The following is a 19,295-nucleotide window of genomic DNA, read 5'->3' as shown; positions in this document are numbered from 1 at the left end:
GGGTGGGAGCGATCACCCTCGGCGCATCCGTCTTGGCGACCCGGGCCCGATCACGCCGACTGCGCCAGCAGCGTGGCTCCCAGCTGCTGCGCGGTGTGCTTGAGGACGCCCAAGGATCCGTTCTCACCGGGACGGTCGCAGCACGGATGGGTGCCGAAGCCCTCGTCGACGACGATGCGGTGCAGTTGGCCACCGCAGGCACGACAGCGCCGGCCGGCGTGGGTGGGGCACTTGGTCGGCCGCCACGGCGCAGGGCAGGCAGGCGGCCGGCGTCGGTGGGCTCACCTGGTGTTCGCGGTCCCAGTCGCGGCGCTGGCCTAGCAGCGTGGCGGTCTGTTGCCACAGTGCCTGCTCGAGGTGCGCCGGGGCGGGGCGGCCGAGGGCCTGGTCGACGGCGACTCTGCACAGCTGCTCACCGCAGCCGAGGAGGCGTTCGTCGATGCCGCGGGCGTAGCACCACCGGGCCAGCGTCTTCGCGGCCAGCGTCAGCTGCTCGTCCATTGACCTGCCCCTTGGCTCTCAGCAGTTGCCTCACAGGCCGCGCTCAGCGCCTTGGGCATCGTCGGTGGCCGCGGCGTACGACTCCTCGCGGGCGAGCGCCTGCGCGCACCTGGCTGGTCTTGCCCTCGGCGGGCTCGGGTCCTGTCTGGACTTCGGGCAGGGCGGCCTTGATCCCGCCGGCGGTGAGCCCGAGGATCGCGGCCGCGGCCAGCCCGATCAGTGCCTTCACCGGGCGACCCTCAGCTGCGCCCGCTCGGCGGCAACGGGGATCGCCCGCTGCTGCTCGCGCAACCCGAGGGAGCGGGGGCCTCTCTCGGGCACGTGCTCGTCGACTTCCAGCCTGCCGGCGCTGGCGCTGGCCGGCTGCTCGGGGAGATCCGCGGCGATCTTGGCGGCCAGGTCCCGCAGCGGCGGGGTCTTCTCGATGCGCCGAGTCGCCTGCAGCACCGTGGTGTGGTCGCGCTCGAAGTGCCGGGCGATCGTGGGCAGGCTGTGCCCGTGGATCCGGGCGGCGGTCATGGCCACCGCCCGGGCATCGGCGGCCGCCCGGCTCCGGTCGGCACCCAGGAGGACCTCCGGTGTGGTGTTGAAGGCATCCGCGGCCGCCACCACGGCGTGCTCGACCGGGCCATCGGGCTCGAACGTCGAGGCCAGAGGCCGCTGGTGAAGGTCGACCACGCTCTCCTCGGTGCGGGGGAGACGGGCGGTGTAGCGGCTGTTGACGTGCTCGCTCACCCGCGCCGCGGCGTCGGCCAGTCGGGGCCGCTCGGCGGTGCGGCGGACCGCATGGATCACCGAGCCGTGGTCCTTGTTGAAGTGCTCGGCGATCGCCGGCAGGGACAGGCCGGTCTCGCGGGCGGCCGTCATGGCCACCGCCCGCGCATCGCTGACTGGTCGGCGGCGTTCGGCGCTAAGAATCGCCTCCGGCGTCGTGCCGAACATCGGCGCCGCGGCGTTGATGGCCAGCTCGCACACCGCGGCCGGGCCGGTTGCCGAGGAGGCCGGCGCGCTCTGGTCGACCTGGACGGCCAGCACCGTCACCAGCGAGCACAGCCGCTCTGCATCGAGCGGTGCAATCAGGCTGGCGACCTGGTCATGTTCGCCTCGGCCAGCCGCGTCGAGGATGAGGCCCGCCAGCTGGCGGCCGCCCGGGTCGAGATCCATGGCTCGCTCTACCGACCCGGGGTCCTGGGACCCGGCAGGGTGGGGCTCGGGATCGGGTCACGGGCCTGCTCGGACATCCGCCGGCGAGCGTTGTCGGTGATCTCGCTGGCGATCCCGGCCGACTCACGGGCGCTGGCCGCGGCGTGGTCGACGACGTTGCCGAGCAGGCGCACGTCCTCGTCGGCGCGGCCGAGCTCCTTGCCGGCGGTCGCGATGCTCCGCTCCAGGCTGACCGGCTCCAGCAGCCCCATGGCAGTCACGTCCTGGCTGGCCTGGTGTGCCGTCTCGACGTGCTGGGCAGCCAGCTGGGCGACGGGCTTGGCCAGGGTGACCATCTCTCCGACGACCGCGAGGTGCGGCTTGAGTTGGGCGACCTCGCTGGCGATGACGGGATCGGAGGTGTCGGCCGGGTCGAGGAGGGCACGGGCGTCGGTGACCGACTGCGACGCGCGATTGAGGTGTACGAACAGGTCGTGCGTCAGGTCAGGCATCTCGTTGCACCTCGTGCGCAGCCGTCCCAGGTGCTCGCCGGCGGCCTCGAGGTAGAAGGAACCGCGCCCGGACAGCTTGGCCTTGGCCGAGTCGAGTTCGGCGTCGTTGAGCACGCGGAGCGCGGAGCCGATCGTCTCCTTCAGCTCCTCCACCACCCATCGGGCCCTGCCCACGGCCTGCTCGGCCTCGAACACGGCGTCGGCGGCGCTCATTGTGGTGTCGGTGGTCATGCCGACTCACCGCCTCCGGTTTCGGGCGGGCGGAGCGGTGGGAGGGGGCAGGACCTCGCGGAGTTGATCGAGCGCAGCCAGGGCCTGCTCGAGGTGTGCGCGGACGTCCTGGACCGGGTCACGGTCGGCCGCGGACGGGGAATCGGTGGGCGTGCTCACGGGCAGCTCCTTGGTGGACCGGGGTCATCTCTCAGTCACCAAAGGAAGGTCGACCCGTCGGGGCGATCACCCGACGCGAAGAAATCTTCGCTGATGCGTCAGCGGGGCCGGGTCAGGGCTGGTCTCAGGGCATCGACTCCTGGCCGTCGTCGGCGCCCTGGCTGATGACGTGCGCGGTGGCGTTGCGCGCGGCGTTGAGGTGCTTGTGCAGGTCGACCGCGAGACCGCGGGCCTCCTCTAGATGGAGGCGAGCGACGCCGATCGCCATCGCCGGGTCCGACTCGTCGGTCATCGCATCCATGCTGAGCACCTGGTGAGCCAGAGCCTGCTCGAGCGTGCTGGAAAGCTGCGATGATGCCTGGGGGAGTGCGGCCGCGATCTCGGCGAACTCCGCCAGCTGGGCGGAGGTCTCAGCCGGGATCTGGTCCTGCTCCCACATCGTGGCGCGGTTGAAGCCGTAGACGTGCTCGCGGGCCGCCGACGCGTGCCCGCCTGCTTCGAGCTGGTCGTTGTCGTCCACCGGGTGCCCTTCCCTCCGAGAGGTTGGGCTTGAGTCTCGCGGATCTCGCCGGCCGGCGCGCGCCGCTGGCGGTGAGGCTGTTAACAACGGGAAAGGGACTCCCTCCAGGTGTGTGGGGAGGGAGACTGAGCCATGGACGACAAAGCGGCCCTGATCGCGCGGCGCGTCGCGATGTCCGCCGCCGCGTGGTTCAACGCCCCCAGGATGTTGAGGCCTATCGCCGGCTCGCCGCGGCGGCCAGTGAGTGGAACGCCTACTGCGCCCGACGATGGAGTCACTGACGGCAGACGACTCCGAGTTGCTCGACGAGCTGGCCGACGTCGCGCCGCCGCAGTCCCTTGCCGCGCTGCTGCCCGACGTGACAGGGCCTCATGCTGCGGCGGGCCCGCCGCCAGCTCTAGCGCCGCGCGGACTGTCGCGGTCCGTGCCGGCCCGCTCCCAGCCTGTTACACGGCTGCGTTGTGTAACGGAACGTATGTCCGCGCGTTCGGTAGCGGTGCGCGCGGCCACTCAGGAGCGCGGCCGCACAGATTCGCCGCTGGGCGGTGGCACCTGGCGGGTCTCGTTCTGCTTGCTTCGGCGCAGCATGTCCCGATCCGCGTGGGCTGCTGACGGATCCAGCCCGGCGTTCGCGATCATCTTCTGCAGGCTCAGCAGTTCGGTCGCTGCCTCGGGCCGCGTGCGTTCGTAGTGGCTCAGAACGAAGCGGTTAAAGAGCGGAACCGCCATCGCCAGCTGGCCGCGTTTGGGTGCGTAGACGTCGCCCTCCTCGATGAGCTCCTCGCGGAGCCAGGACAGCTCTTGCTGGGAGCGACCGAGAGTCTTGGCGATCGCCGCTGTCGAGGCGCGCCCGCCGTGCAGAGCGAGGGCGGCAAGGAACTCCATCTGGCGATCGCTGATGCGGTCCCAGCGGGGACCAAGCGTGCGGCGTTCGAGCATGTCGGCGACCTGGGGGAGTGCGGCTTCGACGTCGCCGAGGGTGATCTGGTCGGGCCCAGGCGCGGATGTCCAGATGGCGTGGGCGAACAGCTGCAGGTGGGCCGGGTAGCCGTTGCTGGCCTCGACCACGGCTGCAGCCGCCTCGGGAGTCCACGCGACACCGGCCCGGCGTGCTGGCTCCACCACGGCGTATCGGGCGTCATCGGGTTCGAGCGTCAGCGGGATGGGCTCCAGCACGAAGAGGCGGTCTGGGTGGGTCACGCCGGCCTTGCGGAGTGCATCGGGGGTGAAGGGCAGTCCGGTGCCGGCGAAGAGGACCGGTGCGGAGGGGTGGTCGACGTTGAGTCGGTGCAGCGTCGCCGCGAGCAGGGCGAGGTCGGGCCCAGAGGCGACCTGGAGTTCATCGACGGTGATCAGCAGGCCGCCGCTGTGGGCGTCCTTGCGGACCTCGGCCGCCAGCGTGGCCAGGGCGTCAGCGAGCGTTCCCGCGTCCAGGCCCGGTGCTGCGGCGTCGGATTGGTGGGTAGAGATCCCGGCACCGATGCCCGCGATGCTGAGGTTGACCCCACCGATCCGCTCGAAGGCCTTGCGGGCGCGCTGCCAGGGGCCGGCCTCCTCCGCCATACGGGTGCGAGCGCGCTGGAGCAGCGCCTCTACAAGACCAGCGTGGCCCGACACAGCCTGGAGGTTGACCACCTCGAAGCCTTGCTCCTTGCCAAGGTCCGCGAACGCGCTCACCGTGACGGTCTTCCCCACGCCGCGCGGGCCGGCAAGGATCATGTCCTGGGCACGGACGCGGCCGCCAGCGACAATGTCGTTGAGCACCAAGTGCCAGTCACGGAGAAGGCCGTCGCGTCCTGCCAGGACGGGCGGGTTGTGCCCAGCACCGGGCGTGTACGGGCTCTGATCCACCAGCGCCACCTTCCTAGACTCACCTAGATTTAGGGGGTTTTCTAGGTCAGTCTAGGTGGTCACTCGGCGGGCGAGCTCTCGCGCGTGGGACCGGCGTGTCAACGGCCGATCCGGCGTGGCGGGGGAGGAGCGCCGCCGGCAGTGGACCGGTCGGCGCCGAGGGGTCTACGGGCTGCCTGGTCGGGACTCTCGGGGGCTGGGCCGGCCTCGCCGCAGACGAGGGATTCGCCGAGCTTGTCGGCAAGCTCGGCGATGTCGGCGGACAGCACCTGCTCGAGAATGTCGGCGATGCTGCCGGCGGAGCCGTCGCAGTGGTCGACCAGGTCGGCGGCGAGGCGATCGAGGGCGCGGTCGCCCTGCTGGGTGAAGGTGACGAAGCCGGGGCCCGGCTGCTCTGCGGGTGAAGTGCTCATCTGGGTCCTCCTCTGCTTGGTCACCTAGGTGATCCCGGACCTTGGGAGCGATCAGCTGCGCGAGGTACTTTCGCCAGCTCACCGGCCTGGGCCGGCACGCGTAGTGCACCGGCGGCGGGCACGGCAGCGTCGGATCCGCTGCTAGCTGCGCACGACTCGCAGGGCGATGATTCGCCACCCGTCAGGAACGCGGCGTCGGGCGGCCGCGAGCGCCTGGTCGTAGTCGGAGTCCTGGACGGTCAACTCGTCTCGGCCGAGGGTGTAGCCGCCGCGGTGGTCGGGCGGGATCTCCTGCACCCGGGGCGTACAGGGCGAGGACTCGAGCTGCGGTCTCCGTCACGTGCTCGACTCCTGCCCGGCCATGGTGCGCATCAGGCGAACGTCCCGGCGGAAGGCTGATGGGAGCCCAGCGCTCTGCTCCGGATCCCCCTGGTAGCCGATCAGGCCATCCTCCACCAGGTCTGCGGCGGTCTCCAGGATGCGCGCCACGCGCAGGAGAAGCGCCGGGGGCATCTGGACCGACGGCTCGTCGTAGAAGCCTGTGGTGGCCACCTGGTCATGGACCAGCAGTCCGAGATAGCTCTGCGCGTGCGCGATCTGAGCCACCCGATCGCGGGTGTGCTCGAGATCGTCGCGCTCGACGAGGAGGATGCGGACGACCTCGCCCAACCCCGCGAAGACCCGGCCGGCGAACCTCACGGGAACCGCGGCGGTCCGCGGTGCGCTCATCAGGTCCGCACCCGGTGTCTCGTCGACGAAGCCGAAGACGATCTCCCTGGCCATGCCGGCGAGGGCATCGTCGGTGAGGTACCGGCGGGCGGTGGTCTCTGTGACACGCATCTGCTCAGCGACGAACTTGACCCGTTCGTCGAGCAACTCGCCGGCAGCGGACCGGGACATCGTCATGCCGAGGTCGGAGACGGCCGCCAGGAGGTCGTCGATGCGCCGGTCGCGCCAGGATCGTGCAGCCCACCCGATCAGCCGGCCGCAGGGGAGTAGCGGTCTGGTGTAGTCATCACGGGGATTCTGCCATCCAGGTGCGGGTCACCTTTGTGATTGAGGAGCGTCCGAGCGATCAGCAAGAGGCGTTCGGGGGTGAAGCAGTCCACCGGGGCGGCTGCAGCCTCCGGGGCGGCTGGCGGCTGGACTGTGCCCAGGAGTTCGAGCACCTCGGCGCGGTCGCGGAACTGTGATCGTTCTCCCTGTCGCTAGTGTTCGTCGCTGATGGTTACCGGAGTCGACCCCTCGGAGTTGCGGGCAGCACGCGAGAAGGCGGGCCTGACCCAGCACGAGCTGGCGCGTCTCGTCGGTGCTGCTGGCGGGGAGCGCATCTCGCGCTGGGAGCTCGGCACGTCCGTTCCCCGGCCGGATTTCCTGGTCAAGCTCGCAAGGGCACTGGACATCCCGACCCTTCGTCTCATTCACATTGACGGTGAGATCCCCGACCTCAGGGCTCTGCGTCTGCAGGCCGGACTGACAGTCCCCAAGCTGGCGGCGGCCGTGAATGTTGCTGTGCCTACCTACTACGCATGGGAGCAAGGCCGCTGGGCTCGGCTCCCTGCGGCCAGGCAACTCGACAAACTCGCCGGTGCCTCGGGGCACCCTATTGATGTCGTCGTCGCCGCCTTCTACGAGGCACAACGTCAACGCCTGCAGCGCGAGGAGATCTAGCTCCGGGCAGACAACGCGCAAACGCCCCGGGTTGACGGTTATCCACAAGGAACAGGTTCTCCCCGGGAGAACCGGATGATTTTGTGGTCCCATAGATCCGGACATTCGGTGCGCGAAATTGATCGGTCCCATCGGGGGGACTGGGCCGCGCAACAGCTTCCAGTCAGGGCCCGGGCGATGACATCTCGGAGTTGGTCACCTGTGGATATCCACTCGCTCGATAGAAATGCACTAGTGTCGTCTTGTCGAGTTGGGTTGGCGATGATCGCTCCGAACCCGGCTTGACACGTAGGTGATCGAGACACGAGAGGACTCGGGATCCATGTCGATGAACATCACTCAGGACCGGTCGGGCGAAGCACCCTCCGATGTCGCGGCCACGCCCCACGTCACCCACTACCGGCCCTTCAGACAACGCCCCAGGCGGTGGGTGTTTGCACTCTGCGCAGGCTTGGTCGCTGCTGGTGCGCTAGGTACCGGCTACGCGTACACGTCTGTTAATGACACCCGAGAGGTCTTGGTCGTCAGCAGCGACATCAAGCGCGGCGAGATCATCGAGGCCGGCGACCTCGCCGTCGTGCGGGTCAGTGTCGACCCGGCGTTGACGCCGGTCCCCGGCAGCCAGAAGGCGGAGCTCGAGGGCAGCCGCGCTGCCGTCGACCTGTGGGCCGGCACTCTGCTCACCGCGCAGGCAGTCACCGACAACCTGGTGCCGGGGGAGGGGGAGTCCCTGGTGGGCATCAGTCTCACTCCCGCGCAGATGCCCTCGGAGCCGCTCTACGGCGGCGACGTCGTCCGGATCGTCACCACACCCGGCGACCAGGGCGAGATCACCGACAAGGAGCCGGTCACGATCGAGGCCACCGTCGTTGGTGTTAGCCGGGCGGAGGAGACGGGGGAGACCGTCGTCGACGTCTCGGTCCCCGAAGCCGAGGCCGCCGACCTGGCTGCCCGGGCCGCTACCGGAAGGGTCGCACTCGTCCTGGACGCCCGGGAGCGCTGAGGCATGGCGCTGATAGTCCTGGCCTCCGCCAGCGGTTCGCCCGGCGTCTCCACCTCGGCGCTCGGGCTCACCCTCAACTGGCACCGACCCGTGCTCCTGGTCGACGCCGACCCGACCGGATCCTCCTCGGTCTTCGCCGGCTACTTCCACGGTACCCAGGAGCCGACCGGCGGGCTGATCAACCTCGCCCTCTCCCTGCGCGAGGGGACGCTGGCCGACGCACTGCCCCGCGAGACGCTGCTGCTGGACCCCGAGGCGTCGGCCGAGCGCTCGGCCTGGTTCCTGCCCGGCATCCGGGCCCACGAGCAGGCCCCCAGCCTGCTGCCCTTGTGGGAGCCGCTCACCGAGCAGCTGCGCGCCCTCGAGCGCAACGGTCAGGACGTCATCGTCGACGCCGGCCGACTCGGCCTCGTCGGCTGGCCCCAGCCGCTCATCGCTGCATCCGACCTGACCCTGCTCGTCACCCGCAGCTCGCTGCCGGCGCTGGCCGGCGCCACCAGCTGGGCCAAGACCCTGCGTGCACAGTTCGCCGCGGTCGGTGGCCTGTCTCGCCTCGGGGTCCTGCTCGTCGACGAGGAGCGACGTTGGCCTACGGTGCCCACCGGCGCCCGAGTCCGGCCGTACACCGCACGCCACATCGCCAAGGCGCTCCAGATTCCCGTGGTCGCCTCCGTGGACTGGGAGCCCGAGGTGGCCGAGGTCTACTCCCACGGCGCCCGCAAGCCACGCAAGTTCGAGTCCTCTGGGCTGCGGCGCGGCTACCGGGGCAGCACCGCCGCAATCCAGTCCATCCTCGGCGCCAACCAGGCCGCCCTCGCTTCCACGAACGGAGGCCACGCATGAGCACCAACGGACACCACCAGGAGACCAACGATCGTCACCCGCTGCGCGCCGACGAGTGGCTCGATGCCCGCCACGCCGCGAACCGCGAGCAAACCTCGCCCTTCGCCCGCGGCCGCGGCACCAACGGCACTCCGCCGCCTCCGCCGCCGGGCGTCGAGGCCCACGACCCGACCTCACTGCCGATCTTCGCCGGCGCCTGGACCAGCGAAGGCGAGGGCCAGCTGCCCGGCCGCGCCCGCTCGGAGTTCAGCTTGCGCCCGCTGATGGCGCCCACACCGGAGGAGCACCATCACATCCACGGTGCGGACGGCGAGGTCCAGTTGGACTGGGAGCTGATCGCGCAGTATCGCGCCGAGATCTCGTCGCGACTGACCGCCCGGCTCGACAAGGAAGGTGGCCGGGTCACCGAAGAAGACCGCGAGCAGATGGGCCTCGACGTCATCGAGGAGCTCATCAAGTCCGAGGCCGAGACGCTGGTCTCCACCGGCCGGCCGCCGTGGACGAAGGGCCAGGAGAAGGCCCTCAAGTCCGCCCTCCACGCCGCCCTGTTCGGACTCGGCCGCCTGCAGCCCCTGGTCGAGCGCGAGGACGTCGAGAACATCATCGTCATCGCCCGCGGCCCGGTCTGCTCGGTCTGGCTGGAGCTGGTCGACGGCAGGCTGGTCGAGGCCGCCCCGATCGCCGACTCCGAGGACGAGCTGCGTGAGTTCGTCTCCGACCTCGGCGCCCGGCAGAACCGGCCCTTCACCGAGGCGCGGCCGCACATGGACCTCCGGCTGCCCGGCGGAGCGCGGCTCGCGGCCGGCTCCTGGGTGATGGCCTACACCTCGGTCGTGATCCGTCGCCACGGTTTGCGCGAGGTGTCGATGGACGAGATGGTCTACGGCCGCAAGGCGTGCAGTCCGGTCCTGGCCGACTTCGTCGCAGCCTGCGTGCGCGCCGGCAAGAGCATCGTCGTCTCCGGGGTCCAAGGCAGCGGCAAGACCACCTGGGTCCGAGCACTGTGCTCGTGTATCCCGCCCTGGGAGATGATCGGCACCTTCGAGACCGAGTTCGAGCTGCACCTGCATGAGCTCGTCGACCGCCACAAGATTGTTCACGCATGGGAGCACCGCCCCGGATCCGGCGAGGTCGGCATCGACGGCCGCCAGGCCGGTGAGTTCAGCCTCGAGGAGGCCATCCACCACTCCTTCCGGTTCAACCTCGCCCGCCAGATCGTCGGCGAGGTCCGCGGCCCCGAGGTCTGGAACATGCTCAAGGCCATGGAGTCCGGCCCGGGCTCGATCAGCACCACCCACGCACGCAGCGCCGAGCACACCATCGAGAAGCTCGTCTCCTGCGCCATGGAGAAGGGCCCGCAGGTCACCCGTGAGCTGGCGATCAGCAAGCTTGCTGCCGCGATCGACATCGTGATGTACCTGCGCTCGGAGGTCGTCCCCAATCCCGACGGCACCTTCCGCAAGCAGCGCTGGGTCGAGGAGGTCCTGGTCGTCCAGCCGAGCATCGACGCCGCCAGGGGATACGCCACCACCCCGATCTTCGCGCCCAACCAGCTCGGCCAGGCCGTCGCCACCGGGAAGCTCGACAGCTTCCTCGCCCAGGAGCTGGCGCGGCACGGGTTCGACCTCGAGGCGTACAAGGCCGAGTCCCAGGCCAACCCGGGGGTGGCCACGTCATGAGTACCGCGTTCCTGCCCGCTGTCTTCGGCGCGCTCATCGTCATCGGCCTGATCGGGATGGTCTACGCGCTGATCCCCGCGCCGCCCAAGCTGCCGCGGCCCGCCCGGACCGTCACACCGTTCGGGCGGCTGGGGAACTGGTTCGTCCGGCTCGACCGGCGCACCCGGATGCTGATGGTCGGCGGAGCCGTGGCCGGCCTCCTGGTCGCGCTGGTGACCGGCTGGGTGATCGCGATCGTGCTCGTCCCGGCCGGGATCGTCGGTATCCCGCTGTTGCTGACGCCCCCGCCGGCGGCCGCGAGCATCGAGAAGCTCGAGGCGCTCGAGGAGTGGACTCGGTCGCTGTCGGGCAAGCTGACCGCCGGCCAGTCCCTGCGCTCGGCGCTCATCAAGTCCCTGCAGTCCGCGCCGGCGCCGATCGAGCGTGAGGTCGGGCTGATGGTCTCCCGGTTGTGGAACAACACCGCCAATACCGAGGACGTGCTGCGCGCCTTCGCCGAGGACCTCAACGACTCTACCGGCGACGTCGTGGCCAGCCAGCTGATCCTGGCAGCCAGTGGCCGCGGCCAGGCTGGACTGTCGAAGGCGTTGGACGCCCTCGCCGAGACCGTCGCCTCCGACGTGCGCGCCCGCCGCCAAATCGCCGCCGACCAAGCCAAGCCCCGCACCACCGCCCGCACCGTCACAGTGATCACCCTCGGTGTGCTCGGCATGCTCGCCTTCACCGGCGACTACATCGAGCCCTACGGGTCCCCGCTGGGCCAGGTCATCCTCGCCGTCCTGCTCTCGGCCTACGTGGCCACCCTGCTGTGGATGCGCCGGATGGCCGTCGCCAAGCCACTCCCGCGGTTCCTCGACCTCCAGGCCCGCAACGCGCACCGCGCCGCCCAGCGCACGGCGCCGGGCGAGAAGGAAGGAGCGCTCGCATGACCGGCCTGCAGATCGCGCTCGCCAGCGGCACCCTCCTCGGGCTGGCCCTCGCCCTGCTCGTATGGCGCCTTGCGCCCTCCGACCCCGACCTAGTCGACGCGCTGGACCGTCTCTCACCTGACCACGTCGTACCCCGCCGCAACACTCCCGGCCCCGACGCCGACACCGGCACCAGTTCGGCGGTCGATCGGATCGGCTTGTGGGCGATGAAGAACCTGCCCGGCGGCGCCTCGGCGCACACGCCCCGCAAGGACCTGGCCATTCTGCAGATCAGCGAGACCCGGTTCTACGGCGAGAAGGTCGTCTGGGCACTGCTCGGCCTGATCATGCCGCCGCTGCTGGCCGCCTTCTTCACTCTCATCGGCCTTCCGCTGCCGTTCGCCATCCCGACGCTCGGCTCGCTGGCCCTGGCAGCCCTGTTCTGGTTCATGCCCAACTACAACGCCGCCGACGACGCCAAGAAGGCCCGCATCGAGTTCAGCCGCGCCCTGGGCGCCTACATCGACATGGTGGCCACCGGCGTCCGCGACGGATCCAGCGGCCAGCAGGCGCTGCGCTCGGCAGCCGAGGTCGGCGACAAGTGGGTCTTCAAGCGGATCGAGAGCGAGCTGCGCCGCGCCCGCTACATGACCCGCGCACCCTGGGACTCCCTGCACGGTCTCGCCGACGAGCTCGCCGTCCCCGAGCTCGATGACCTCGCCGACATCATGCAGCAGTCCGGCCAGGACGGAGCCCAGATCTACAACAACCTCCGGGCCCGCGCCGCCGCACTCCGCTCGGCGATGCTCAGCGCCGAGGTCGGCAAGGCCAACGCCACCTCCGAGCGCATGTACATCCCAGCCAGCCTGCTCGGCATCGTCTTCATGGCGATCCTCGTCACCCCCTCCCTGCTCCGCTTCACCACCTGACCGACCTAACACCGACCCCAAGAACCCGGGTCCACCCAGACCGCAAACCGAACAACCAGGAAGGAAGAACCCCGATGTTGAAGCTCTTCATCGCCCTCCAGATAGCGGCGCTGACCACGCTCGCCTCCCTCGAGGACCGCGTCACCAGGCAGCGCGACGAGCGCGGCTCCGTCACGATCGAGCAGGTCCTGTGGGCCGGCGCAGTGATCGTCATCGTCGGCATCGTCGTCGCGGCCATCAAGTTCTTCGTGACCAGCGAGTCCGCCAAGATCAAGTAGGCCGCCATGTTCGCCAGCCTCCACCGCCGCAGCCGGGACGAGCGCGGCTCAGTGACCATCCAGATGGTCTTCCTGATGCCCGCGCTGTTCCTGCTGATGTTCCTCGGCCTCCAAGGCGCCCTGTACTACCACGCGAAGCAGGTAGCGCTCGCGGCCGCGCAGGAGGGCGCCCGTGAGGCAGGCAGCGAGACCGGCACCCGCGACGCCGGTGTGGCCACGGCGAACACCTTCCTCCACGACGCCGGAGGCTCCGACGTGATGACCTCCACCAGCGTCTCCGGATCACGGACCACGACCACCGCCACGATCACCGTCACGGGCAAGTCCATGAGCGTTATCCCCGGCTGGCACGTGACCGTCACCCAGAGCGCCAGCGTCCCGGTCGAGAGGCTCACCGAATGACCAGGCAGACGAGGCGGACCAGCACACGCAGCCGGCGCCGGGACGAGCGCGGGTCGGTGGCCATCGAGGCCGCGATCGGCGTCCCGGCCTTCGGCCTGTTCGTGGCGATGATCATCCTCGGCGGCCGCGTGGAGATCGCCAAGCAGTCCGTGGACGCAGCCGCCTACGAGGCAGCTCGAGCGGCCTCCATCGAGCGCACTCAGAGCGAAGCCATCACCTCCGGCAAGTCCGCGGCCACCAGCAGCTTGAACGACCAGGGCCTGCAATGCACGACCACCAACATCACGATCAACGCTGCGGCCTTCAACGCCCCGCTGGGAACCACCGCCCAGGTCACCGCCACCGTGACCTGCAAAGTCGACGTGGCGGACCTGAGCATCCCCGGCCTGCCCGGCACCCGGACGATCACTGCCACCGCCAGCAGCCCCGTCGACGCCTACCGGGAGCGCCGATGATGAGCCACCGCATCCGCTGCCTCATGACGCCGCGCTCGCGCGATGAGCGCGGCTCCATCAGCGTCTGGTTCGCCACCGCAGCACTGGCGATGATCATCCTCGTCGGGATGGCCGTCGACCTCGGCGGCAAGGTCCACACCCAGCAGCAAGCCCGCAGCGCGGCCGCCCAGGCCGCCCGCACCGGCGCCCAGGAGGTTCAGGGCTCGACCGCAGTCCGCGGCGAGGACCTCCGCGTCGACCTCACCGCCGCCAAGACGGCCGCCATGGACTATCTCCGCGCCGCCGGCGTGGAGGGAACCGTCCGCGTCGTCGACGGCGACACCCTGATCGTCACCACCACCGACACATACACCAGCAAGTTCCTCGGGATCATCGGCCTGGACACGATGCAGGTCACCGGGGAGGCGTCCGCGCGGCTCATCCGCGCCGAAGGAGGCATCGAGAGATGACCACCCATCCCACCCTGGGCCAGCGGCTCACCGGCCTCGCAGCCTCTGCCGCCGTACTCGGCATCGTCCTCGGGCTGCCCGCACTATTCCTCGCGATCGGTGCCAGCCCAATCCCGGACCACGCCCCGAACCTGGACGGCATCAAGAACGCGCTCCTGGCGCCCGACGACGGCACCCTCGTCCTCGGCCTATTCAAGGTGATCGGCTGGGTCGCGTGGGCCTTCATGGCGCTGAGCCTGGTCGTGGAGGCCATCGCACGGCTCCGCAAGGTCCAGGCGCCCCAGCTGCCGGGCCTGGGCCGGCCTCAGGCCGCAGCACGCGGCCTCATCGGCCTCGCCGCCCTGCTGTTCATCGCCGCGCCCATCGCCGCCCAGGCAGCCACGATCACCACGGCCGCCGCGGCGCCAGTGACGGTGGGACACGTCAACGCCGGTGCCGCCGACCAGGCGCCCGCCCAGCAGGACGTCAAGGTCGAGACGAAGCAGGAGCGCCAGCGCAAGACGCTCGACCACGCTGTGAAGCCGGGGGAGAGCCTGTGGTCGATCGCCGAGGACCACTTCGGCGACGGTGCCCGCTACAAGGAACTCGTCGAGCTCAACCGCGACCTCCTCGGCGCGCAGCCGAGCTTCCTCGAGCCCGGTTGGGTACTCAAGCTGCCCGCCCTCAACGGCGAGGCACCGGCCCACGACTACACGGTGCAGCCCACCGACACCCTCAGCGAGATCGCCCAAGAACAGCTCGGCGACGCCGACCGCTGGCCCGAGATCTACCAGGCCTCCATCGGCATCACCCAGCCCGGCGGGGCCCAGCTGACCGACCCCGACGTCATCGACGTCGGCTGGAAGCTCAAAATCCCCGGCGCCGAGCAGGGGGGCAGTCACGACGACACCCGGCACCAGCAGCCGCGCGACGTCGAGCCCGAGACGCCCGCCAGCCCCGAGGACCAGCGGCCCGTCGACCTGCCGGCCGAGGAGGAGCCGCCGGTCGCCCAGGAGCCCGAGGTGCCCGAAGTACCCGAGACGGCCGTGCCCGACGCGCCGCCCCAGGCCGAGGAGCCGGCGGCACCGGCCGCCGACATCGACCAGGTCGACGACGCTGACGACTCGATCCTCGACGCGCCGTGGGTCCTCGCCGGTCTGACCGGCGGGGGCGTCCTGCTGTCCGGGGCACTGCTCATGGCCCTGCGGTCCCGCCGCCGCGCCGGCTACCGGAACCGGACACCGGGCCGCGCGATCGCCGCGCCGCCTCCGGAGCTCGCGCCTGTCGAGATGACCCTGAACGCCACCGGTGCCGCGGCCGCGGCGACCGTGGAGTTCGCGGACGAGGCGCTGCGCCGCCTCGCGGCCGCCGTCGGCGCGCAGGGCATCACGATGCCGCCGCTCGCTGCCGTGGAACTCGCGCACGGCAAGCTGACCTTGCACCTGAGCGCGCCGGCCGCTGTCCCGGGGCCCTGGGTGGGCAGCCCGGACCAGACCCACTGGCACGTCAGCACGGACACCGCCGTCGACGAGCTTGGCCCGGACACGGGGAACGTCGAGCCGCCCTACCCGCTCCTGGCCACCATCGGCATGAGCGACACCGGTGAGACGTGGCTGCTCAACTGCGAGGAACTGTCCACTCTCACCATCAGCGGCGACCCGACCTACGGCCGGGACTTCGCCCGCCACCTCGCCGCACAGTTCGCCGTCAACCCGTGGTCGCGGCGCGTGCAGGTCGACTGCATCGGCGTGGCTGAGGAAGCCGTCGCCATGGACGAGCGGATCAGCTACCACCCGACCGGAGCAGCCGGGTCGCTCGCGACCGCGGAGGCCCTCGCGGCCGCCGTCACCACGGTCGACCGGGCGAAGCGACACGACACCGACGTGTCCACGGCACGCACCGGCAGCGTCGACGACGACACCTGGCCGGCCCGGATGCTGTTGCTCGACGCGGCGGCCGGAGACCCCGAGGACCTCGAGCAGCTGCTGCAGCTGGTCACCGACCACGTCGGGCAGTCCGCCACCTCCATCGTCGTCGCCGGCGAGCGCCCCAACACACCGGGCGCCGTCCTGCACATGACGAACACCGGCCGCGTCGTCCTCGAGCAAGCCAGCCTCAACCTCATCGCCGTCGGCCTCACCAGCGACGAGGCCCGCGGCTGCGCCCTGGTCTACGGACAGAGCGAGGTCGCCGAGGACGTCCCCGTGCCGGTCGACGAGACCGCCACCGACGGCTGGGAGGCCTACACCGACCAGTCCGGGGCACTGCGCCGCGAGTACACCCTGCCGCGCAACACCCCCGCGGACGCCGTCGACGAGCCGCTGTCCTCCCTCCTGGAGGGCGACGACCAGGACTACATCCGTCAGAGCGCGATCGTGCAGGAGGACCTCGAGACGCTGGCGCCGAAGGTTCCCGAGCACGTCCGAGCCGAGGTCGAGCAGAGCGACCCCAATCTCGACCAGGACATCGCCGACTGGTTCTCGACCGACTGCGACCGTCCACGGCTCAGCCTGCTCGGTCCGGTCACCGCACGCACCCACGGCAAGGCCCTGGCCAAGCGCAAGCCCTACTTCACCGAGCTCCTCGCGTACCTTGCCCTGCACCGCAAGCACGGAGCCACCCGCGAGGAGATCGGCGAGGCATTCGGGATCACCCCCGGCAAGGTGCGCGACTACACCAACACCGTCCGCGAGTGGCTGGGCTCCAACCCGGCCACTGGAGAGCCCCACCTGCCCCACGCCGACAAGGCACCCGCCACCAAGCTTCGCGGCGTCAACGTCTACCAGGTCGACGACGGTCTCTTGGTCGACCTCCACCTCTTCCTCCGACTGCGCAAGCGCGGGCAGGCCCGGGGCGGCGCGGAAGGCGTCGCCGACCTCTGCACCGCGCTCGAGCTGGTCGGCGAGGCCAAGCCGTTCAGCCAACTGCGTGAAGAGGGATGGTCTTGGCTGGTCAATGAGCCCGACCGCGTCGACCTCATGGCGTCCGGCTGGATCGCCGATGTCGCCCTCATCGTCGTGACCGAGGCTCTCGCCGCCGGCGACCTGGTCAAGGCTCGCTCCGCCGCTTACGTCGCCAACCGGGCCGACCCTGACGGCGAGAGCACCCGCCTGTGCCTGGCCCACGTCATGAAGGCCGAGGGCGACCAGCTCGAGGCCGACCGGATCCTCCGCGAGGAGATCTGCAACCGGTCCGACGACGGCGACGCCCCGCTGGAACTGTCGGAGCGCACGAAGACCATCATCAGTACCCACGGCTGGCTCGCGAGCTGACTCGGGAAGGGAGCACCAGCACATGACCACGTTCGACCAGGAGCTCACCGGCCGCTACGTCGCGGCCGGCGGCGACCGCCCAGACCTCGACGCCCGACGCGTGGCCAGGGCCGTCTTCGTGCGCGACACCATCCGCACCCTCTACAACGCCGACAAGCAGTTCGGCATCGACCCCGCCGACAACGGCTCGCTGGCCGAGCTCGTCGACGCCGCCGAAGAACACCTCGAGCACATTGCCACCGACGTCAGCCAGCGATCAGTCATGGCGCCGCCCAACATAGGAGGAGACACCGCATGAGGAAGCACCACTCCGCACTCGGGGGAGTGGCCCTCGCCCTCGCCCTCACCCTCACGGGCTGCTCGGACGACAGCACCGACCCCGAGGCCGAGGACACCCCGACCGCTACGCCGAGCTCGAGCCCGACGAGCACTGCGCCGACGCCGCAGACTCCCGAGTAGAAGGCGGCGGCCCAGCTGGCGATGTACCTCGAGGTACGCGACCTCGCTTACCGGAAGCGGGACATCAACTTCAAGGCGCTCAATCCGGTCGCGACCGGTGAGGAGTTTCTGCAGTTGCAGCACACCGTCGCGAGCATGATGAATGAAAACGTCACGGTGACCGGGGAGTACGCACACACGCTCGACGCGCCGCGGAATCGCGGGACCTCGATCCTGATCATCGACTGCGAGGACCGCACCAGGGTCACCTGGAAGAACGACGGGGCGATCAGGCAACCGGACTTCACCGACCCCAACGGAAACCCGCTCCGCAACCCCGCCCCGGTTGAGTACACGCTCGTCAAGGACAAGGGTGCGTGGAAGGTCTCCGACTCGGACCTGCTTTGGGACCAGCCATGCTGAGGAGACTCATTGCTCTGTTGGTGGCGTTGGCAGGGTCGCTCGTCATCGTGTTCGTCACCGCCTCCGCCGCGAGCGCTGACTGCACAGCGGACCCGGTGACCGGCGAAGTTGTCTGTGACGACGAGGATGGCGGCAACGACGGCGGTGACGGCGGTGACACCGGTGGCTCGTCGACTTGCTCGACCTCAGACGGTAGGGAGATCCCGTGCACTGGCCCCGGCGGGTCGGTATGGAGCAGCAGCCATCAGTGCTGGGTCGGCGACGTCTGGGATCCGGGTGGGGAGGGCCCACTGCCGCCCCCTGGACAGAGCAACGAGGATGGTGCGTGGCACATCTGCTACTGGCCGCCCCCAGGCTCCTCATGGGATCCGGTCTGGATCCAGAACGGCACGGTCACGATCGACCCGGTGGTTCTCGCCAATCGCGCGATCGCGTCGATGGACCTGGATCCGATCAGGATCGGCATCGTTCCCGAGCCCGGCCCCAACCGGATCGGACTCGTTGGTCTGCCGGTGTGGATGTGGGTCGACAGCCCGACCGATGACACGTTCGGACCGATCACCGCGTCCGCCAGCGAAGGGCCGGTCTCGGTCAGCGCCACCGCCAGCGTCTCCAGCATCGTGTGGAACATGGGCGACGGCACCAAGGTGACCTGCACCGGCAAGGGGACGCCGTACGCCGATCACTACGGCAAGCAGGACTCCCCGACCTGCGGGCACCGCTACGCGAAGATGTCGACCGACCAGCCCGAGGGTGCGTACCAGGTCACCGCGGCCAGTCACTGGGTGGTCGAGTGGACCGGTGGCGGGCAGTCCGGAACCATCGAGTTCGACCTTGCCACCGAGCCCCTCCCGATCCGCATCGGGGAGGCCCAGGTGCTGACCCAGTGACCCTGTACTAGCCGACCGACCCACCGACACAGGTCTCGTCCTCTCAGCAGGAAGGGGACCTGTGTCGTTCGCTGCCCGAGCGCGCCCCGAGGTACCGGGCCTGCCGAGCGGAGCTGCTCGTGCTGCCGCTGCTGGACGTGAAAGAGCCCCAGGCGTCTCGGGTCACCTGGGGATCGCGAGAAGTAGAGCATGGGGTGGCTCGCCTGCGCTGATGAATAGGAAATCGCGCGGACCTAGACGCTCGCCTTCGGGGGGCCAGCTGGCCCGTCACGTGACCTGGGTGCCCGCCCTTCTGGCGGTCTGGGGTCCGCCGATCTGCGAGCTCGCCCTCGACACAGCGTGGCCT

At 70.1% G+C, this 19,295-nt stretch carries 23 protein-coding genes; 15 read left to right on the top strand and 8 right to left on the bottom strand.

The features are described 5' to 3' along the window. Nucleotides 1–123 precede the first annotated feature (123 nt). From H5V45_RS20415 to H5V45_RS20380, 8 genes are all read right to left on the bottom strand, one after another. Nucleotides 124–501 carry a hypothetical protein gene (locus tag H5V45_RS20415; protein ID WP_056680553.1) on the bottom strand — a complete coding sequence of 126 codons (378 nt, stop codon included), beginning with the start codon at nucleotides 499–501 and terminating at the stop codon, nucleotides 124–126. 43 nt (nucleotides 502–544) lie between these two features. Continuing rightward, complete coding sequence (locus H5V45_RS20410) at nucleotides 545–730, bottom strand: hypothetical protein (protein WP_056680556.1); 186 nt, start codon at nucleotides 728–730, stop codon at nucleotides 545–547. Further along, complete coding sequence (locus tag H5V45_RS20405; protein ID WP_056680558.1) at nucleotides 727–1,665, bottom strand: helix-turn-helix domain-containing protein; 939 nt, start codon at nucleotides 1,663–1,665, stop codon at nucleotides 727–729. The genes H5V45_RS20410 and H5V45_RS20405 overlap by 4 nt, the downstream gene beginning before the upstream one ends. Before the next feature lie 8 nt (nucleotides 1,666–1,673). Continuing rightward, complete coding sequence (locus tag H5V45_RS20400) at nucleotides 1,674–2,387, bottom strand: hypothetical protein (protein ID WP_056680562.1); 714 nt, start codon at nucleotides 2,385–2,387, stop codon at nucleotides 1,674–1,676. Between the two features lie 283 nt (nucleotides 2,388–2,670). Further along, nucleotides 2,671–3,066 carry a hypothetical protein gene (locus H5V45_RS20395; protein WP_056680564.1) on the bottom strand — a complete coding sequence of 132 codons (396 nt, stop codon included), beginning with the start codon at nucleotides 3,064–3,066 and terminating at the stop codon, nucleotides 2,671–2,673. Nucleotides 3,067–3,576: 510 nt separating this feature from the next. Further along, nucleotides 3,577–4,926, bottom strand: coding sequence for an ATP-binding protein (locus tag H5V45_RS20390; protein WP_056680567.1), 1,350 nt, complete (start codon nucleotides 4,924–4,926; stop codon nucleotides 3,577–3,579). 89 nt (nucleotides 4,927–5,015) lie between these two features. Further along, nucleotides 5,016–5,330 (bottom strand): hypothetical protein, encoded by a 315-nt coding sequence (locus H5V45_RS20385; RefSeq protein ID WP_056680570.1) that lies wholly within the window; start codon nucleotides 5,328–5,330, stop codon nucleotides 5,016–5,018. A gap of 336 nt (nucleotides 5,331–5,666) precedes the next feature. Beyond that, entirely contained in the window at nucleotides 5,667–6,236 is a 570-nt protein-coding gene (locus H5V45_RS20380) for a hypothetical protein (RefSeq protein WP_056680573.1), read from the bottom strand. Between the two features lie 318 nt (nucleotides 6,237–6,554). Here H5V45_RS20380 and H5V45_RS20375 point away from each other — a divergent pair, with 318 nt between their 5' ends. The 15 genes from H5V45_RS20375 (at nucleotide 6,555) to H5V45_RS20305 (ending at nucleotide 18,949) form a co-directional block, all read left to right on the top strand. Next, nucleotides 6,555–7,001: a helix-turn-helix transcriptional regulator gene (locus H5V45_RS20375; protein WP_056680576.1), complete on the top strand. Its 447-nt coding sequence runs from the start codon at nucleotides 6,555–6,557 to the stop codon at nucleotides 6,999–7,001. A 322-nt stretch (nucleotides 7,002–7,323) separates the two neighbouring features. Beyond that, nucleotides 7,324–8,004, top strand: coding sequence for an SAF domain-containing protein (locus tag H5V45_RS20370; RefSeq protein ID WP_246416626.1), 681 nt, complete (start codon nucleotides 7,324–7,326; stop codon nucleotides 8,002–8,004). A gap of 3 nt (nucleotides 8,005–8,007) precedes the next feature. Continuing rightward, nucleotides 8,008–8,847 carry a MinD/ParA family ATP-binding protein gene (locus H5V45_RS20365; RefSeq protein ID WP_056680578.1) on the top strand — a complete coding sequence of 280 codons (840 nt, stop codon included), beginning with the start codon at nucleotides 8,008–8,010 and terminating at the stop codon, nucleotides 8,845–8,847. Next, on the top strand, nucleotides 8,844–10,526 hold the full coding sequence (locus tag H5V45_RS20360) for a TadA family conjugal transfer-associated ATPase (RefSeq protein WP_056680581.1): 1,683 nt from the start codon (nucleotides 8,844–8,846) through the stop codon (nucleotides 10,524–10,526). Before H5V45_RS20365 ends, H5V45_RS20360 begins: the two co-directional genes overlap by 4 nt. Continuing rightward, complete coding sequence (locus tag H5V45_RS20355; RefSeq protein WP_056680585.1) at nucleotides 10,523–11,455, top strand: type II secretion system F family protein; 933 nt, start codon at nucleotides 10,523–10,525, stop codon at nucleotides 11,453–11,455. The genes H5V45_RS20360 and H5V45_RS20355 overlap by 4 nt, the downstream gene beginning before the upstream one ends. Beyond that, the gene (locus H5V45_RS20350; RefSeq protein ID WP_056680588.1) at nucleotides 11,452–12,363 is read left to right on the top strand and encodes a type II secretion system F family protein; all 912 of its coding nucleotides are present in this window, start codon (nucleotides 11,452–11,454) and stop codon (nucleotides 12,361–12,363) included. Before H5V45_RS20355 ends, H5V45_RS20350 begins: the two co-directional genes overlap by 4 nt. A 74-nt stretch (nucleotides 12,364–12,437) precedes the next feature. Then, entirely contained in the window at nucleotides 12,438–12,641 is a 204-nt protein-coding gene (locus H5V45_RS20345; protein ID WP_056680591.1) for a hypothetical protein, read from the top strand. Nucleotides 12,642–12,647: 6 nt separating this feature from the next. Further along, nucleotides 12,648–13,043 (top strand): TadE/TadG family type IV pilus assembly protein, encoded by a 396-nt coding sequence (locus H5V45_RS20340; protein ID WP_056680593.1) that lies wholly within the window; start codon nucleotides 12,648–12,650, stop codon nucleotides 13,041–13,043. Nucleotides 13,044–13,099: 56 nt separating this feature from the next. Beyond that, nucleotides 13,100–13,498, top strand: a complete 399-nt coding sequence (locus tag H5V45_RS20335; protein WP_343061665.1) for a TadE/TadG family type IV pilus assembly protein — start codon at nucleotides 13,100–13,102, stop codon at nucleotides 13,496–13,498. Beyond that, nucleotides 13,495–13,947, top strand: coding sequence for a TadE/TadG family type IV pilus assembly protein (locus H5V45_RS20330; protein WP_056680597.1), 453 nt, complete (start codon nucleotides 13,495–13,497; stop codon nucleotides 13,945–13,947). Before H5V45_RS20335 ends, H5V45_RS20330 begins: the two co-directional genes overlap by 4 nt. After that, nucleotides 13,944–17,198: a LysM peptidoglycan-binding domain-containing protein gene (locus H5V45_RS20325; protein WP_056680598.1), complete on the top strand. Its 3,255-nt coding sequence runs from the start codon at nucleotides 13,944–13,946 to the stop codon at nucleotides 17,196–17,198. Before H5V45_RS20330 ends, H5V45_RS20325 begins: the two co-directional genes overlap by 4 nt. 22 nt (nucleotides 17,199–17,220) lie before the next feature. Further along, nucleotides 17,221–17,496 (top strand): hypothetical protein, encoded by a 276-nt coding sequence (locus tag H5V45_RS20320; protein WP_056680600.1) that lies wholly within the window; start codon nucleotides 17,221–17,223, stop codon nucleotides 17,494–17,496. Beyond that, nucleotides 17,493–17,657 (top strand): hypothetical protein, encoded by a 165-nt coding sequence (locus H5V45_RS20315; protein ID WP_185254955.1) that lies wholly within the window; start codon nucleotides 17,493–17,495, stop codon nucleotides 17,655–17,657. Before H5V45_RS20320 ends, H5V45_RS20315 begins: the two co-directional genes overlap by 4 nt. A 21-nt stretch (nucleotides 17,658–17,678) precedes the next feature. After that, nucleotides 17,679–18,059 (top strand): hypothetical protein, encoded by a 381-nt coding sequence (locus tag H5V45_RS20310; RefSeq protein ID WP_185254954.1) that lies wholly within the window; start codon nucleotides 17,679–17,681, stop codon nucleotides 18,057–18,059. Then, the gene (locus H5V45_RS20305) at nucleotides 18,053–18,949 is read left to right on the top strand and encodes a hypothetical protein (protein ID WP_185254953.1); all 897 of its coding nucleotides are present in this window, start codon (nucleotides 18,053–18,055) and stop codon (nucleotides 18,947–18,949) included. The genes H5V45_RS20310 and H5V45_RS20305 overlap by 7 nt, the downstream gene beginning before the upstream one ends. The last annotated feature ends 346 nt before the right edge of the window (nucleotides 18,950–19,295 follow it).

Origin of the sequence: Nocardioides luti (assembly GCF_014212315.1) — a bacterium.
GTDB lineage: Bacteria > Actinomycetota > Actinomycetes > Propionibacteriales > Nocardioidaceae > Nocardioides > Nocardioides luti.
This window is presented reverse-complemented; position numbering and strand designations above follow the sequence as displayed.